The sequence below is a fragment of the Paraburkholderia diazotrophica genome, from assembly GCF_038900755.1.
In the GTDB taxonomy this organism is placed as follows: Bacteria; Pseudomonadota; Gammaproteobacteria; order Burkholderiales; family Burkholderiaceae; genus Paraburkholderia; species Paraburkholderia diazotrophica_A.
The window spans coordinates 483,535-499,420 of record NZ_JBBPEN010000004.1; the positions used below are offsets into that span (position 1 = coordinate 483,535).

The following is a 15,886-nucleotide window of genomic DNA, read 5'->3' on the forward strand; positions in this document are numbered from 1 at the left end:
CACGGGATACGCAACGGGCAACCACGCGGGCCACACGCATTGCGTCCCGCCCGTCGATCAGAGAAGAGAGCGCATCAGCGCCTGGAGGGTAACGAGGTCCCACGGACCCTTTCCAATCGAGAACCCACGAGGAGGCAGCATGAAACAGGAGTTGGTCATCCGAAGCGCGAAGGACGTTTCCGATTTCGTCGATGAACAGGCGGGAGGCAGGTCAACGTTTTTGATCGTCATGATTGCGCTCGGCGGCGTCTTCGTCGATGCGTATGACTTCACGAGCCTGGGCATCGGCGTTCCCGCGCTCACGAAGACGTTCGGGCTCAGCCCGATCGAAGTGGGCAGCGTCACGGCAATGATGGCGATTGGCGCGTTCATCGGCGCGATCTGGGGCGGCAAGGCAACGGACAAGGTCGGCCGGTACAAGATGTTTCTCGTCGACCTCATTCTGCTCGTCGTGGCCGCGCTCGGCGCGGCGCTGTCGGTGAACCTGCCGATGCTGCTCGTCTTCCGGTTTCTGCTCGGTCTTGGCGTGGGGCTGGACTTTCCGGTGGCGCTGAGCTTCATTGCCGAGTTCGTCAACCGGCGCAAGCGCGGCGCCGGTGTGAATCTGTGGCAGTTGATGTGGTACGTCGCGGCATCGTGTACCGGCCTGATCGCCATTCCCTTCTATTTCGCGGGCTTTGGCGATGACCTGTGGCGCGTGGCGGTCGGTTTCGGTGCCCTGCCCGCCCTGATCATCCTCGTTCTGCGCTTCAAGTACGTCAAGGAGAGCGCGCCATGGGCCGCGCAGAATCTGGGGCTGGCCGAGGCCGCGCGCATTCTCGAGGCCACCTATAAGATCCGGACACGTGTCGTGCAGGACACGGCCCACCGCGTGCCTCAGTTGCGCGAGCAGGCATCCTTCGGTGAAATCTTTACGTCACGATTCATCAAGCGAACCATTCTCGTATCGGTGATTTGCGCGACGCAGAGCCTCGAGTACTTCGCCATCGGATTCAACCTCCCGTCGATCTCGCAGGCGCTGTTCGGCAAGGAGTTCATCAACGCGATTGTCGGCGCGATCGCGTTCAACGCATTCGGGATCGTGGGCGCGCTGCTGGGCGTTGCAGTGACGAAAAGAATGGGCGCGCGCAGGATGGCGATAGCCGGCTATGTGCTCGTGCTGCTCTCGTTGCTTGCACTGTTCAAGCTGCACGATGCGCTGCCCATTCAATACACGGGCCTGCTCGTCGGCCTCATGATCCTCGGTCATGCGTTCGGTCCCGGCGCTCAGGGCATGACGATGGCCGCGCTGTCCTATCCGACGCGTATCCGCGGAGTCGGCACCGGTTGGGGACAAGGCATGGTTCGTGTGGGGAGCATCACGGGGTTCTACTTCTTTCCGTTGCTCGTCGCGTCGGTGGGCTTCTACAACATGATCGGCATTCTGATGCTCGCGCCCGCGCTCGGGCTGGCCGCGGCGCTGCTGATCAAGTGGGAACCCGTCGGAGCGACCATCGAGGAGAGCGACGGACAACATCGCGCAGAGGACGCCGTGCTGGAAGGCAACATCTAGCGGGTTGCGGCGTGGGGACTACGCATTGCATCCGATGCTAGTCCCCGATTTCCGAGCCTGTCGTTGAAGCGTGGCGTGTCGACGCTGCCGCACGAATCGAAAGAGATCAGCTTCGCTAACAGCTAGCGCAGATCGGCGCGCAACTCGCGCACGCCCCTCCCCAGGCGCTGACGCAGCAGCGTTCGCAGCGTCGCGCCATCGACATAACCGACTTCAGCGGCAATCGCCTCAAGGTCCAGACCGCTGCCGTGCAGAAGCGATTGCGCGCGCTCGACACGCAAGTCCTGAAAGTAGGCGAGCGGCGATTTTCCGAGCACCTCCTGACAACGGCGCTGCAACGTGCGCGCGCTGGTCGCGAGCGCGGCGGCGGCGTCCTGCAGCGAAAAGCCTTCCTTCAGACGATCGCGTGCCCATCGCTCGAAACGCTCGATCAGCGGGTCCGCCAGCGCGAGATGATTGGGGATGATGTACGGCGCCTGTAGCGAGCGGATGTCGGCGAGCAGGTAACGCGAGACAAGTGTCGCCAGTTCCGGGCTCGCCTTGCGAATCAGCCACAGCGCAAGATCGAGGTGCCCCATCGCGGCGCCCGCCGTCACGCCGATGTCGGTCGCCACGAGCATGCGCGACTCGTCGAGCGAAACACTCGGATAGCGTTGCCTGAAGAGCGGCGCGAGCGACCAGGTCGTCGTCGCTTCCCGATGATCGAGCAGCCCTGCTTCGGCGACCAGAAACGTCCCGATACACGACGCTGCGATGAACACGCCCTCGTCCCGCCACTTCTGCAATTGCGCGGTGGCGTCCTTTACGTCCGCGCGTTCCAGCGCGGGAATCAGCATGTCTGGCGTCGTCGCGCCGAGTGCGGGCACAACGATCCAAGCCGGCTTGAGCGCTGGCGTGATCGCTTGCACGGGAATCGAGAAGCCTTGCCCCGAGCGCACTCTTCTGCGCACGCCCACGACTGTCACGTCGAAGCGCGGTGCCCCGCCCATCGCGCGCGAGGCGAGCTTGTTCGCGACGCCGAGCGCGTCGAGCGTCACGGCGAGCCCGGTATCGAACAGTCCATCGAGAGCGAGTACGGCGATGCGCATGGCGTAAATGACCATAAAGATGTCATATGCGACGATACAGCTTTTTGCGTCCGAAGGCTACATTGGACTCCGCCGCACATCCACGTGCATCGACGCGCGCAATCATCCACCCCTCGTCGTGCCTTTTCGTCGCTTGCCGCCGCGCACAGTCGGCCGCGAACCGACAGCGTGGCCGTGCTTCGGCTCGTCATATGCGGCGGCGACGGCGCGCAGGCCGTCGCGGACCCGTTCGATGACATGCCCCTCCTGGCGTCTCGCGTAGACGGCATAGGCGGACCATGAAAACTCCGGCGCGCCCTTGACGAGCCGCAGACGGCCATCCGCCAGAAACGGTTGCGCGGTGCCGATACGAAAATAGCCCGATCCTCCCACCGACAACAAATACGTCAGCGCCAATGGGCCGAGCGATATGGAGACGGGCGGATTGCTCAACTCGGGAAAGGCCGCATGGTGATTCGCCGCGAAGCTCGGCCCCCAATCGACGAACACATACTCCGCCGGGTCCATCACGCCGTCCGGCGCGGTCGTTACCAGGACGAGTCTTTCCTCGACCAGCAACTCCGAGATCAGATCAGGACGTTGCGGCGGATTGTAGAGAACGGCAATGTCGAGCGAGCCTTCGTGCACGCGATCGAGCAATCGCATCGGACTGTCGACCTCCGCTCGCAACGCGATCTCCGGGCACTCGCGATGCATCCAGACGAGCCAGTCGGTGAGAAGCGGATGCCACAAGCTGAGTTCGCCACCGAGACTCACGCCCTCTTCCCGTCCGGGCGGCAGCGCGACATGCTGGCGGGCCTGCTCCCAGACCTGAACGAGAGTTGTCGCGTGCCGGACGAAGCGCTCGCCCGCCGTCGTCAGGCGCGCGCCCGCCTTGTTGCGCACGAAAAGCCGACGCCCAAGCTGTTCCTCCAGCGTGCGGATTCGCGCGCTGACCGCCGTCTGCGTGAGATGCAGCCGCTCGGCAGCCGATATGAAGCTGCCGCTCGCCGACACTTCCAGGAAGGTGCGCGCCAACGTGATGTCCATCGTTTCCCAGCAAAGTTTTTGCACTCAATTGCAATGATAATGCATTTGCCTATTGATAAGAGCAACCGGAGAATGGTCATGAAGTCGATCGAATCGGAACTGTCCGGACGCGCATGACCTCGGACAGCACTCGCATAAGAGGTGAAATCATGATGGAGCTGATCATTGCCGGAGGAACGGCATTGGGTTTAGGGGCCTGGGCGACCGTATTGCTGGCGACGCATATTCCCGAACAACTGCTTGTCGGCGGACAGGATCACGGCCGATATGCGTACCTCGGTGAAGACGATGACGCTGTCCAGGCAACGTCATCGAACAACATCGATGTCAAGCCGTTTCGCCCCGCATTCGCCGATGCGCGTTCGCGGGCGCGCCGTTACGCGAATCCGCTTCGGGACAGCAGCCGGCGTCGCGCGCTCGAACAGAGAACGATCCGCGTGACAGTCACCGATTGACCGCGGGGACTGCGATGGCCTTGCCTCGAGCAGCAGCGGGAGAACTGATCGATGTTCGACCTCTCGGTGAAGCATTGCGGGATTCGAAATCCACGACGCTGATGCGTTCGGATCATCTGGAGGTCGTGCGACTGGTGCTCCCGATGGGCAAACATATCCCCGAGCATCGCGCGCCCGGCGAAATTACCGTGCAGTGCATCGAAGGAGCCGTCAAGTTCCGCACAAGCGGCGGAACGCAGTCGATGCGCGCCGGAGACATGTTGTTTCTCCACGCCGGCGAGCCGCATTCGCTAGAAGCATTGGAAAACGCGTCGGTGCTCGTCACCCTCTATCTCCCTCATAACGGCTAACGTAACGGAAAGAACAGAAAGTCGTCCACAACTCGCGATATATGATCGAATTGAACTGCCAGCAGTGCAATTCTCATGTAGCGCCTTTCCTGGGAGACCCATGATGGACGATTCGATGTACCCACTGCCCGATGCCGAGATTGCTGCGCGGCGTCGCGAACTTGCACCCGCGCCGCTCGCCGCATTCAAGGCGTTCACCGACAGCGTCTTTGCGGACGGAGCGTTACCTGCAAAGACGAAAGAGCTGATCGCAATTGCCGTCGCCCATGTCACGCAGTGTCCGTATTGCATACGCGGACATACGAGAGCGGCAATGAAAGCGGGAGCGACGGACAACGAGATCATGGAGGCGATCTGGGTTGCGGCCGAGATGCGCGCGGGCGCTGCCTTTGCTCATTCGACTATCGCACTCGACATGATGAGAAAACAGCACAAATAGGCCGATGTTCGCTATGAGGCGTCATCATGGTGACGATCTCATGGCGAAACACCGAAGCCCGTTGCCGTTCGTGCACGTCCATACGCACGCCTGCGCCCATCAGGCACGTCGTATGCGAGAAGCCCCGCGTCACAAGAACGATAGACGCGGGGAGCATTGATGGCGGCATCGATGGGCACCAGAATGCGAGCGATGCAGCAGACGCTGCGCGATGTCTTCGGCCTCGAGTCGTTGCGGCCAGGCCAACGCGAGATTATCGAGAGCGTCATGCAAGGCCGGGATACGCTCGCCATCATGCCGACGGGCGCGGGCAAATCGTTGTGCTACCAACTGCCGGCGATGCATCTGCGCGGCCTGACGCTCGTCGTGTCGCCATTGATCGCGTTGATGAAAGACCAACGGGACAAGCTGGCCGCAGCGGGCGTGGACGCGTTGCAGATCAACAGCACGCTGAAGGCCGACGAGGAACGCGACGCATACGAAAGGCTGAACACCGCATCGCGAGCGATCGTCTTCGTCACGCCCGAGCAGTTGGGCAAACCCGCGCTGCTGGACGCACTCCGGTGCGGCGACGAACCACGCACAGGTACGCGCGGTATCGAGCCCGAGCGCAAGCGCGTCAGCCTCGTCGTCGTCGACGAAGCGCATTGCATTTCGCAATGGGGCCACGATTTCAGACCTGCCTTTCTGCAAATCGCCGATGCTGTGCGCAGCCTCGGGCGTCCACCGATGCTCGCGTTGACGGCGACCGCGACATCGGCTGTCGTCGACGATATCGTGCGCTCGCTCGGCATGCGCGAGCCGTGCGTGCTGCAAACAGGCATCTATCGCGAGAATCTGCACTACAGCGTAAAGCAGGTGTCCGTATCGGGCGGCAAGGGACGCGCATCGGCGCGTTCCGCGCAGGCCAAGCTCGCCGCCATCCGCGAACTGCTCGCGCAAAGCGACGAACCCGGCATCGTCTACACGGCGACTGTCCGCGAAGCAGAGTATCTGTCGGCAGCCATCCGCGAATGGGGCGTGCCCGTCGCGCTGTATCACGGCCGGATCAGGTCGCGCGAGCGGCAGGAGGCGCAGGACCAGTTCATGCGCGGAACTGCACGCGTGATGGTCGCAACGAACGCATTCGGTATGGGCATCGATAAAGCCGACATTCGCTTCGTGGTCCATTATCAGATGCCGGGCAGCATCGACGCCTACTACCAGGAAACCGGGCGTGCGGGACGCGACGGCGAAGCGGCCCGTTGCGTGCTGCTGTTCGATCTGAACGACCGGCGGGTCCAGCAGTTCCTGATGCTCGGCCGCTATCCTGACCGCGAGCTTGTCGAACGCGTGCGCGAGGCGCTTGCGCAAAACGACACCGCATCGACGTCGGGCGTGAGCATGCACGGACTCGCACAGGCGATCGGCGATATCGGACGCAACAAGCTTCAGGTTGCGCTCAGGATTCTGCTCGACGCGGGTCTCGTATCCCGCAACCGTGCGCGCCGTTATGTGCTGCGCAACGACGCGCAAGACGGCGATGCACTCGAAGCGGCGCTCGGACGATACGGTGAACCGGCAGAGCGCGACCGCGCCGCGCTTCAACAGATGATCGACTACGCGCAGACGGGCAGATGCCGCTGGCGCACGATCCTCGAATACTTCGGCTATAGCGATGAGTTCGAGCGATGCGGCACGTGCGACAACTGTCTGAATCCGCCGCATATCGAGCCCGTGCGAGAACCCGTCACGGCGCAAGGCCGCATGCTGGATACCGCGCGCAAGACCCTTGACGCGCAGCGCGGCTTTGCGCGCGGGCAGGCGGTTCGCGTGCGCAAATACGGTACGGGCCAGGTAGCGTTTGCGACGACGGAACAGGTCGCCGTGCTGTTTCCCGATGGAGCGACACGCACTTTTCTCTCACGATTCGTCAAGCCCGTCGATGCCGAACGCCGCGCTTCTCGCTAGCTCTATTCCGGCCGCTTTTCCGCATCCAAAGTGCCTCGACGCAAAGGCCGCGAGCTGTACTCGCGCCGCGCGGAACGCGCATTGCTCAAAACGATAGCGAACCGATCAACCAAAGGAGGCTCGAATGACCACTGGCAAGAAGGAGCAGAACCCGACCAGCGAGAAGCCGGAGCATGTCGTCGACAAAGCGATTGAAGACACTTTTCCAGCGAGCGACGCGCCGGCGACGGGTGGCACGACCCGGATAGAGTCCGACAAGGATGCGCCGGATAAACGAAAACCCGAGCGGTCAAAGGACGAAAAGCACTGAGGTGTCGGGGCGGAAAGCGTGAAGCGATTATGATGAACCGGACGCAGAAAAGAACAGACGTTATGCATCGCCGGACGATACCCATTGTCGATGTGTCGAAGGCTGCCGTCAGCCGGTTCACGGCTCATCGATGCGCGATGATGGGTTCGAGCATCGCGTTCTATTGCGCGTTTTCGCTAGCGCCGACGCTGCTAATCGTGCTCGCGGTCGTCGGATGGTTCTTTGGCCAGGATGCTGCACGAGGACAGCTGTTTGCCCAGGTCAAAGACGTTCTCGGCACCGAGGCGGCCAGTGCGATGCAGGCGATCGTCGAGCACGCTCATCGCTCCGGCGGAAGCGGCTTCGCGGCGTTGGTCTCGATTCTGCTGCTGGCGCTCGGCGCATCGGCGACCTTCTCGTCGCTCAACACCGCGCTCGACGTGGTGTTCAAGGTCCAGTCGCCGAAGGGTATTGCCGGCGTCGCGCTGTTGATCCGCGCGCGGCTGGTATCGCTGGGGCTGGTGATGGGACTCGCGTTTCTGCTCGTCGTGTCGCTCGTCGCCGACGTTGCGATTCAGACCGTCGGGCACGCGTTGCTGGGAAGCACGGCGCTCACCGTGTTGGCCAGCGCCGCGCAGTCGTTGTTTGCGCTCCTGCTGCTCACCGTCGGCCTTGGCGTTCTCATCAAATGGCTGCCGGATACACGTGTCCGCGCATCGCCCGCGCTCGTCGGCGGTTTCGTGTCGGCGTTTCTTTTCACGGTCGGGCGCCATCTGTTTGTTCTTTACCTGGCCCACGCGGGCACGGCGGGCGCTTTCGGCGCAGCCGGCTCGCTGGCCGTACTCATGATGTGGCTGTACTTCTGCGCTGTCGTCTTCCTGTTCGGCGCAGAGGTCGCGGCAGTGCTCGGCGGGACGCCTAAAGACAAGCCGGCACGATAGCAGCCATAAAAACTGACAGGTCCGCAATCCATCGGCATACGACTTGCTGATCACTCGACGAGTTCAGGCTGCTGAAAACTGCAATGCGCTCCCGGGCCGTGCGGGGGATGCGAGAAGTCCCTGCACGGCCGAATGACGCAACGTCGCTCACGGAGGTCTCATGCGCTCCACACAATCGACTGACCGACACCCCATCGACCGCCTGCAGTCCGTGCCGGACACCTCCAGCCCTGCCTATGCGACGCGGCATCCCGTAACTCGCGCATTCGACCGTTTTGCGTCGACGGTTACGCGATGGGCAGGTTCTCCCGTCGCGTTCGGCGTTGCCGTCATCGCCATCGCGCTCTGGCTCATCTCGGGGCCGATCTTTCACTATTCGGATGGCTGGCAACTCGTCATCAACACAGGCACGACCATCGTGACATTCCTGATGGTCTTTCTGATCCAGCAAAGCCAGAACAAGGACAGTGTGGCCGTTCATTTGAAGCTGAATGAACTGCTTGCCTCGCATAGTGGCGCGAACAACAAACTGATCGGCATCGAGGATGCATCCGAAGAGGACTTGCGACGTATCGCCGATGCTTATCTCCAACTCGCCGAGCACGCGGGCAGACGGCATCGCGGCGCCGGCAGCGTCGAAAAATCGGTCGCTCACGCCAAAGCGAACGTCGACGGGAACAAGGAATAGGATCACAAAGCCGGGAGCGTAGAAACGCTGGGAGACTATGAGTCGGCTCGCTCCCCTCTTGTCATACCCCCGACAGGAACGCGCCTGTGGATACCGTACGTGACACTTGACGTCCCTGTCACGATGACGACGGGAACGCGCCGGCAATGCGACTGGTCACAACTGCGGCGCAATGCGACCGTGGGATCAGAGCGGCACGTCTTCGATCAACTGCGATTTCAGCGCGCGAATTCGCCGGTCGACGAAGTACCCTCCGCCTTCCGTATAACGCAGATAGAGCCGGTTGCATTGCATGCATTGCCACACGCCGCAACGATTGTACGGAAAATAGCGCGGAGCGATGGGTGCATCCGCAGACCAATACTGAACGTTACCGGGCCGATATTCGGCGAACGTCGGTTCGGCATCGTCTTCGCGTACTAGCGTCGCGATTTCAAGGAGCTGCGCATCATCGATGGAAAGCGGTTGCGATTGCCAGCCATCCAGCGATGTTCTGGTACACGAGCATGACTCAACCGCGTTCTCTTCGGCACGTTGCGCGAGTTCGACGAGAGCAGCGGCGTCCACGTACGGTGTCATCGTATGGCGGCTCATCCGCGCATCATCCGGTCGAGGTGCGGCAACACCCACGACCTGTCGAAGCGGCCTTCGGCGATCGATTGCAGTGCAGCCGCTTCCTTCGCTCGTTGCTTGCGCGCGCCTTCGATCACACGTTCGACATCGGAAGGCGCGATGGCCAGCAGCCCATCGTCATCGCCGACGACAATGTCGCCCGGGTTCACCACCATTTTTCCGACCGTCACAGGCACATTGATTTCACCTGGCCCGTTCTTATAGGGCCCGCGATGCGTGACACCTCTCGCATAGACGGGAAAATCGCGCTGACGTATCGCGCCGACATCACGGATCGCACCATCGATCACAAGCCCCTGCACGCCAAGACTCTCCGCATAGCTCGCCATGATGTCGCCCATCAACGCCTGGGTCAGCTCGCCGCCGCCGTCGATCACAAGCACATCGCCGGGCCTGCAAAAGTCGAACGCGCGATGGATCGCGAGGTTGTCGCCTGCACGCGTGCGCACGGTCACGGCTGTGCCTGCCATCGCCTTCGGGCGGTGATACGGCTGAAGCCCGATTATTCCGCTCGCGCGGGCCATGTTGTCGCTGAGCAGCGACACGGCAAGCTCGCGCAACGCGTCGAGCGTCGCCCTCCTCGCCTGCGGAGCCGATTCATATTCACGCCAGCCGATCGGATTCATATCGTCGCCCCTTCCGTAGCCAATTGCTTGTCGAGTTGCGCGCTCAGGCGTCCGTACACCACCCGCGCGTTGTCTTCGTAAATGCGTTGCCGGTCCGCGTCGCTCAGCCATTCGATCGCATCGATATAGCGCCGCGTGTCGTCGTAGTAGTGCCCTGTCTCGGGATCGATACCCTGAACGGCGCCAATGGTTTCCGACGCGAAAAGAATGTTCTCGACGGGAATCACTTTTGCAAGCAATTCGGCACCTGGCTGATGATAGACACAGGTGTCGAAGAACACGTTCTTTAGCAGATAGTCGCGCAGCCGTGGCCGCTTCATGTCCTGCGCGAGTCCACGATAGCGTCCCCAGTGATAAGGCACCGCGCCGCCGCCATGAGGAATGATGAAGCGCAACGTCGGGAAATCAGCGAACAGATCGGCCGTGAGCAGTTGCATGAACACCGACGTATCGCCGTTGATGTAGTGCGCGCCCGTCGCATGGAAGTTCGGATTGCACGACGACGATACGTGAATCATCGCCGGCACATCGAGTTCCACCATCGCTTCGTACAGCGGATACCATGAGCGGTCGTTCAGCGGCGGGCCCGACCAGTGACCGCCCGACGGGTCCGGATTCAGATTGCAGCCGATAAACCCCAACTCCTGCACGCAGCGACGCAGTTCCGCGATGCTGTTCGCGGGCGATACGCCGGGTGCCTGCGGCAACTGGCATACGCCGATGAAATGGCGCGGAAACAACGTGCAAACGCGATGCACGAGATCGTTGCACGCACTCGACCAGACGGCATTCGCTTGCGCGCCGGCGAGATGATGGCCCATGCCTGCCGCGCGCGGCGAGAAGATCGTGAGATCCGTGCCGCGCTCGCGCTGGATGCGCCGCTGACCCGCTTCGATGCTTTCGCGGATTTCGTCGTCGGTGATGACGGGACGCGGCGGGACAGTCGTGCCGTCTTGCAGCGCAGCGACCTGCTTCACGCGCCAGGCTTCGTGTTGCTGCGGCGACGTCGTGTAATGGCCATGGCAATCGATGATCATGAAGCGAACCCTTTGAGTCTGTACGATGGACCGTGTGCGTGTGATGATTAACTGCCGGTGGCGGCGTCGCCACGCGCCAGCGCCGACGATGAGTCTTCGTCCGGCGGCGTGACGCGCATGACGAGCGCGATGATCGTCGAGATCACGAGGAACGCTGCGATCGTCAGCAACGCCAGCGAGAAGTTGCCTGTCGCGCGACGCACCAGTCCGATGCTCCACGGCCCGACCAGTCCGCCGAACTGCGCAATGGTGTTGATCAGCGCGATGGTTGCCGCGCCCGCCGCACCCGTACGAAATGAGGACGCAAGGCTCCAGAAGAGCGGATTACCCGCGTAGATGAAGAGTCCCGTGATACAGAGCAGCGCATAAGCCAGCAGCGGATTTGGCGCATAAGCACTGCCCGCGATAGCGATCGCGCTCGCTCCATAGACGAACGCGAGGTGCTTCTTGCGGTCGCCGGAACGGTCAGAACTGCGGCTGACCAGAAACGTGCCGAGCACGCCGAGCAGCGGTGGCGCGGCGGACAGAAAACCGACTTCGATATTGTTCAGATGACCCAGGCTCTTGACGATTTGCGGCAGCCACAGAAAGAGCCCATAGATGCCGACCAGCGCGCAACCGAACAGACACGCGAGGCTCCACACGCGGATATCGCCCGCGACGCGCAGCAGAGAAACATGCGTGTGGCCGCCGAGCGCCTCGCGTTCCGCAGCGAGCGTCGATTCGAGCCAGTGCTTCTCGTCGTTGGAAAGCCATGCGGCATCGGCGGGCCGCTCGGTCATGATGCGCAGCGTCAATAGGCCTAGCAGCATCGCCGGAACGCCTTCGAGGATGAACATCCATTGCCATCCATGCAGTCCGAGCACGCCGTTGGCGTAGGTCATCAGGGTCGTGGAGATCGGACCGCCGAGTACCGCCGAAAAGGAACCCGCAATGATGTAGCCGCCCACCGCACGCGCGCGGTAGCGTTCGGGGAACCACTTGGTCAGATAGACGGCAACGCCCGGCAGAAAGCCCGCTTCCATCACGCCCAGCATGAAGCGAAGCACATAGAAGCTGGTGTCGTTGAAGACGAATGCCGTTGCCGCTGCGACGGCGCCCCATGTGAGCAGGATGCGCGCAATCCAGCGGCGCGCGCCGACGCGATGAAGCAAGAGATTGCTCGGCACTTCGAGCAGCATGTAGCCGAAGAAGAAAATACTGCCCGCGAATCCGAACACGGCCGGGTTGAAGCCCATGTCGCCGTTCATGTCGAGCGCCGCAAAGCCGATGTTGATGCGGTCGAGGTAATTGAAGAACATCATCGCGAACAGCAAGGGCATGAGCCGCCCATACACCTTTCGCATCGTTGCGGCTTCATCGATGTGAGTCATGCTGTCTCCTGCCTGTGCGCGACGTGGCCGTCGCTGCGCTCTTTTCGACCTGGCCTTTCAAGCTGGCCCCCATCCATCCGATGCGCACGTTGTACGCGACGGAATCTGCTACATGATCGATGTTAAGAACGCGAAGGCAGGAAGTCCAAGACGAGATGCTTATGCTTCCATAAGCGCTATCTTATAGTGTGCCGTTGCTGCCGGACTGAGACGGAAGGCAGCGTAGAAATGCGAGCAGATGCGGCGATGTATCGTCAGTGCGATACGTAGCGGCAAGCGTCGAGCGTTGCGATGAACCCGGGCCCGTCAGGTGGCGGTACACGACGTCGGAGCGTCCATGCCGCGCGACCGATTCGCCGACGACCGTCACGCCCAGGCCCGCCGCGACGAGCGCAATCGCCGTCTGGATTTCGTAGGCCTGGTGAGCAACGAGCGGCGTGACGCCTGCATCGCGATACAGCGACAGCACCGAGCGTTTGTACTGCGCGTTCTGATGCTTCGGATAGAGGATCAGCGGCGTATCCGCCAGTTCTTCGATTCGTACTTTCTTGCGTTTCGCGAGCGGATGATCGAGCGCCATCACGACCACAACCTGTTCACGCAAGAGCACACGAGTCGTATATCCCTCCATTGCGAGCGGCTGCCGTCCGATACCGACATGAATGCGCATGTCGCGCAGCGCGTCGCTTTGCTCGTCGGTGAGCATTTCATAGAGCTTCAACTCCACCTGCGGGTATTCGCGGTGAAAGGCCTTGAGCGCGGGCGGCAAGATGCTGTACATCGCCGAGCGCGTGAAGCCGATACTCAGCCAGCCGCGCCGGCCCATGCCGACTTCGAGCGTGCCGAGCGTCGCCTGCTCGATCGCGCCGATGATCTGACGCGCCTCCGTGCACAGGTATTGCCCCGCTTCCGTGAGACGCAGCGGTCTGCGCGTGCGGTCGATCAGTTGCGTGCCGAGCCGTTCTTCCAATGCGCGAATCTGCTGGCTCAGCGCGGGTTGCGCAATATGCAGACGTTCGGCGGCGCGGCTGAAATTGAGCTCTTCGGCGAGCGTCACGAAACATTGAAGCGCTCTGAGGTTCATCGGGTTCTGTCGATTCTTCGAGATCGTCGGGCATCGACATGATGACATGGATCGCACATCGCATAGCGTTTGTCCGTCACGCAGGCTTCTTCAATCGCTCAATTGCCGGGTAATCGGAATGCCAAACTGCACGGAGAATGAGATGGACTATGTGAAGCTGGGTCGCACCGGACTCGATATTTCCCCCCTCTGCCTGGACTGCATGACCGAAGCCACTGAACGCCAGAAGAGCGACGGCTTCGGCAATAGCCTTTACGACAAGACGGCCGGCGCCGATCGTCGCGTGATCGAAGCGGTCGCGAAAGTTGCGGCGGCACGTGGCATTCCGCGCGCGCAGGTCGCACTCGCGTGGGTCATCGGCAAGGCGGGAGTGAGCGCGCCGATCGTTGGCGCATCGAAGCCGCATCACCTGGACGATGCCATTGCGGCATTCGATGTGAAGCTAACAGCGGACGAACTTGCATCACTGGAAGCGCCGTATGTGCCGCATGATGTGGTGGGCTTTCAGAAGCGTATATGCATGCGTCACGAGAAACTGATGAACTTCACTGTTGCTTTTTAATATCCTCTGCATCGATAGTTCCATTGTCAGGACACGGGTTTTATGTGCTGACATGGAGCTCGTAGTAATCGACGTTTTGTCCCGCGCCCCCATGCGCGGGACTTTTTTATGTTCACACGTCGTCGGGTCAGTACGTCCGGCACTGCAGCACGCGATAGAAGAAGCGATCAGTGGCCAGAGATCAGCACGCTGGCAATGACACCCGTTGCGACTGCTGCGAGCACATAGTCTCCATTCACGCCAACCCAGTGATAGCCGCGCGGCGGAGCAGACAGGCCGTGCGAATGCCAGTCGTCGACCTGATAGTTGCGATCGCGGTACTCGGCCGGCAAGCGGTCGCCTTTATGCCAGTCGTTGTGCGGAATCGGGCCGCCAGGACGGCCTGAATATGCATCGTGAGCGGGCGGCGGCCTGTGCGAGCCATGGCCGTGATGATCCGGTCCCTGTCCGTGGGGTTGCGCGAAAACCGTCGATGACATGCCGAGCATCGAAACCATAACGAGTGACGCAATCGCTTTCAATTTCATATGACACCCTCATGAAAAATGAATGATGGGGAACTCCAATGTAGTCCGATGAGAACTTCCCTCGGCACTATATCAGTCGTCGATAGAGAACATCGTCAAGGAATGTTCAATGCGAATCCGTTACGCCACTGCAATGGCACTAGCACTAACGACCGATCTCTAACACTGCCTTTCCGATTTGACGTCGTTCTTCCAACGCCGCATGCGCTTCTGCCACGTCATCAAACGTATATCGCCTGTCGAGCTTCACATGCAGCGTCCCTTCGAGCAGGCCCGCAAAGACTTCATCCGCCCGTCGCTGCACTGTCTCCGCGTCCTGTAGATAATCTGCAAGCCTCGGACGTGTCAGATACAACGAACCCGCTTCACCCAATTCGATCGGATCGAGATCGCTCAACGAGCCGGAAACCGATCCATAGTTCACGATCAAGCCGCGCGTGCGCGCCGCTCGAAAACTGTCTCGCAGTGTCGCCCTTCCCACCGCATCGAACACGACGTCGACGCCAATTCCGTTCGTCGCTTCGAGAATACGGTCTGCGAATCGTCCAGCCTCATACAGCATGACATGATCTGCGCCGAGGCGCGCCGCAATGTCCATCTTCTCGTGCGTGCTCGCCGTGGCGAATACGGTAGCGCCAGCGCGCTTCGCCATCTGCACCAGCAACTGGCCGATGCTCCCCGACGCCGCATGAACGAGACACGTGACGCCCGGCGCAAGTTGCCCGACGCCGTAGCAAAGGTAGTGTGCCGTCGAGCCCTGAAATAGCGCGGCAGCGGCCAGATCGAAAGCGATGCCATCCGGAATGCGCGCAACGCGCGACGCGGGGACGATTGCGTATTCTGCATAGCTGCCCCAGGCGATGCACCACGCCACGCGATCACCCAGCTTGAAGCGATCGACACCCGCACCCGTCTCTACGACCGTGCCGGCACCTTCCATGCCCAGCGTCACGGGCAAGCGCACGGGATAACTCCTCGACGATGCATACTTGCCCTGCCGCGTATGCACGTCCATGAAATTGATGCCCGCAAACGCGACTTCGATCAGTACTTCATCGGCCTGTGGTTTCGGAACCGGCACATGCTGGCGCATCAGTACTTCGGGACCGCCATAACGTTCGATACGAATTGCCTTCATGTCGCCTCCACGTTTCACTGGTAATCGCCACTATAGGAATGCGAGTACGTTGGTATACAATCGTACTCGAGTGTTCGAAAAACAGAAACCCGACGTGCGCGGACCACGTCTGACGATGTAACAGC

The 15,886-nt window shown here is 61.4% G+C and carries 17 protein-coding genes and 1 pseudogene; 9 read left to right on the top strand and 9 right to left on the bottom strand.

All coding sequences use genetic code 11. The features are described from left to right. Window positions 1-139 precede the first annotated feature (139 nt). Complete coding sequence (locus AABE10_RS16145) at window positions 140-1,552, top strand: MFS transporter (RefSeq protein ID WP_342934272.1); 1,413 nt, start codon at window positions 140-142, stop codon at window positions 1,550-1,552. Between the two features lie 122 nt (window positions 1,553-1,674). On the opposite strand, the gene AABE10_RS16150 is transcribed toward AABE10_RS16145, so the two are convergent. Beyond that, entirely contained in the window at window positions 1,675-2,640 is a 966-nt protein-coding gene (locus tag AABE10_RS16150; protein ID WP_342934434.1) for a GlxA family transcriptional regulator, read from the bottom strand. A gap of 102 nt (window positions 2,641-2,742) precedes the next feature. Then, the gene (locus AABE10_RS16155; protein ID WP_342934273.1) at window positions 2,743-3,669 is read right to left on the bottom strand and encodes a LysR family transcriptional regulator; all 927 of its coding nucleotides are present in this window, start codon (window positions 3,667-3,669) and stop codon (window positions 2,743-2,745) included. Window positions 3,670-3,818: 149 nt separating this feature from the next. Between AABE10_RS16155 and AABE10_RS16160 the strand changes: the two genes are divergently transcribed. The 7 genes from AABE10_RS16160 (at window position 3,819) to AABE10_RS16190 (ending at window position 8,781) form a co-directional block, all read left to right on the top strand. Further along, window positions 3,819-4,124 (top strand): hypothetical protein, encoded by a 306-nt coding sequence (locus AABE10_RS16160; RefSeq protein WP_342934274.1) that lies wholly within the window; start codon window positions 3,819-3,821, stop codon window positions 4,122-4,124. A 14-nt stretch (window positions 4,125-4,138) separates the two neighbouring features. After that, entirely contained in the window at window positions 4,139-4,474 is a 336-nt protein-coding gene (locus AABE10_RS16165) for a cupin domain-containing protein (RefSeq protein WP_342934275.1), read from the top strand. 115 nt (window positions 4,475-4,589) lie between these two features. Next, entirely contained in the window at window positions 4,590-4,913 is a 324-nt protein-coding gene (locus AABE10_RS16170; RefSeq protein WP_342934276.1) for a carboxymuconolactone decarboxylase family protein, read from the top strand. A 171-nt stretch (window positions 4,914-5,084) separates the two neighbouring features. Next, on the top strand, window positions 5,085-6,863 hold the full coding sequence (locus AABE10_RS16175; RefSeq protein WP_342934277.1) for an ATP-dependent DNA helicase RecQ: 1,779 nt from the start codon (window positions 5,085-5,087) through the stop codon (window positions 6,861-6,863). 124 nt (window positions 6,864-6,987) lie between these two features. Next, complete coding sequence (locus tag AABE10_RS16180; protein WP_342934278.1) at window positions 6,988-7,173, top strand: hypothetical protein; 186 nt, start codon at window positions 6,988-6,990, stop codon at window positions 7,171-7,173. 32 nt (window positions 7,174-7,205) lie between these two features. Further along, window positions 7,206-8,093 carry a YihY/virulence factor BrkB family protein gene (locus AABE10_RS16185; RefSeq protein ID WP_428983330.1) on the top strand — a complete coding sequence of 296 codons (888 nt, stop codon included), beginning with the start codon at window positions 7,206-7,208 and terminating at the stop codon, window positions 8,091-8,093. Window positions 8,094-8,253: 160 nt separating this feature from the next. Next, window positions 8,254-8,781: a low affinity iron permease family protein gene (locus AABE10_RS16190; RefSeq protein WP_342934280.1), complete on the top strand. Its 528-nt coding sequence runs from the start codon at window positions 8,254-8,256 to the stop codon at window positions 8,779-8,781. 186 nt (window positions 8,782-8,967) lie between these two features. Here AABE10_RS16190 and AABE10_RS16195 read toward each other — a convergent pair whose 3' ends face one another. The 5 genes from AABE10_RS16195 to AABE10_RS16215 form a co-directional block, all read right to left on the bottom strand. Continuing rightward, the gene (locus AABE10_RS16195; protein WP_342934435.1) at window positions 8,968-9,360 is read right to left on the bottom strand and encodes a hypothetical protein; all 393 of its coding nucleotides are present in this window, start codon (window positions 9,358-9,360) and stop codon (window positions 8,968-8,970) included. Between the two features lie 11 nt (window positions 9,361-9,371). After that, complete coding sequence (locus tag AABE10_RS16200; RefSeq protein ID WP_342934281.1) at window positions 9,372-10,040, bottom strand: RraA family protein; 669 nt, start codon at window positions 10,038-10,040, stop codon at window positions 9,372-9,374. Then, on the bottom strand, window positions 10,037-11,077 hold the full coding sequence (locus AABE10_RS16205) for an amidohydrolase family protein (RefSeq protein WP_342934282.1): 1,041 nt from the start codon (window positions 11,075-11,077) through the stop codon (window positions 10,037-10,039). Before AABE10_RS16205 ends, AABE10_RS16200 begins: the two co-directional genes overlap by 4 nt. A 47-nt stretch (window positions 11,078-11,124) precedes the next feature. Then, window positions 11,125-12,450, bottom strand: a complete 1,326-nt coding sequence (locus AABE10_RS16210; RefSeq protein WP_342934283.1) for an MFS transporter — start codon at window positions 12,448-12,450, stop codon at window positions 11,125-11,127. Window positions 12,451-12,631: 181 nt separating this feature from the next. Further along, window positions 12,632-13,534 carry a LysR family transcriptional regulator gene (locus AABE10_RS16215; protein ID WP_342934284.1) on the bottom strand — a complete coding sequence of 301 codons (903 nt, stop codon included), beginning with the start codon at window positions 13,532-13,534 and terminating at the stop codon, window positions 12,632-12,634. Window positions 13,535-13,715: 181 nt separating this feature from the next. Between AABE10_RS16215 and AABE10_RS16220 the strand changes: the two are divergent. Further along, window positions 13,716-14,096: pseudogene (locus tag AABE10_RS16220) on the top strand (aldo/keto reductase); the annotation flags it as partial. A 167-nt stretch (window positions 14,097-14,263) separates the two neighbouring features. On the opposite strand, the gene AABE10_RS16225 reads toward AABE10_RS16220, so the two are convergent. Together AABE10_RS16225 and AABE10_RS16230 are read right to left on the bottom strand one after the other, a co-directional pair. Continuing rightward, window positions 14,264-14,575 carry an RcnB family protein gene (locus AABE10_RS16225; RefSeq protein ID WP_342934285.1) on the bottom strand — a complete coding sequence of 104 codons (312 nt, stop codon included), beginning with the start codon at window positions 14,573-14,575 and terminating at the stop codon, window positions 14,264-14,266. Between the two features lie 193 nt (window positions 14,576-14,768). Next, window positions 14,769-15,761, bottom strand: a complete 993-nt coding sequence (locus AABE10_RS16230; RefSeq protein WP_342934286.1) for a quinone oxidoreductase — start codon at window positions 15,759-15,761, stop codon at window positions 14,769-14,771. Window positions 15,762-15,886: the final 125 nt, after the last annotated feature.